Here is a 618-nt window from a genome sequence, read left to right as displayed (position 1 = left end):
ACCACCACCCACCGCGCCGCCATCAGCAGCTTCGGCATCAGCGGCACCAACGCCCACCTCATCCTCGAACAACCACCGGGTGCGCGGCAGTCAGCCACCGCACCAGTGCAGGCCCGTGACCGGCAACAGCCCGACATCACGGTCGCCCTGCCGCTGTCAGCCCACTCGCCGGCAGCCCTGCAGGAACTGGCCGCCCGACTGTCCGCGTTCCTGGGCACCCGGCCGGAGATCGCCCTGCCCGAGGTGGCCGCCGCCCTCAGCGGCGGTCGGGCCAACCTCGAACACCGGGCGGTGGTGACCGGCTCGACCCGCGCCGAGGTGCTCGACGGGCTACGGACGCTCGCCCGCGGGGAGACAGCGGCCGGAGTGGTGCGTGGCCGCGTCCGCCCCCGGGGACGCACGGCCTTCCTGTTCACCGGACAGGGCAGTCAGCGGGCGGGCGCCGGGCTGGAGCTCTATCGGAGCGAGCCGCCCTTCGCCGCGGCGCTCGACGCCGTGTTCGCGCAGATCGACCCGCTGATCGGCCGGTCCCTCGCGGAAATCATGTTCGCGGTTCCGGGAAGCCCCGAAGAACAACTCCTCCACACCACCGAATACGCCCAACCCGCACTCTTCGCC

The 618-nt window shown here is 72.5% G+C and carries 1 protein-coding gene; it reads left to right on the top strand.

Going from position 1 to position 618, the window contains the following annotated elements:
• Positions 1–618: CurL C-terminal domain-containing protein (locus MXD95_RS04110; protein ID WP_250639176.1), on the top strand; the 618-nt coding region annotated here is incomplete at both ends.

This window comes from Frankia sp. AiPa1, assembly GCF_023243075.1.
Taxonomy (GTDB): Bacteria; Actinomycetota; Actinomycetes; order Frankiales; family Frankiaceae; genus Frankia.
The sequence above is the reverse complement of the archived record's forward strand: the minus strand, read 5'-3'. Positions and strand labels throughout refer to the sequence as shown.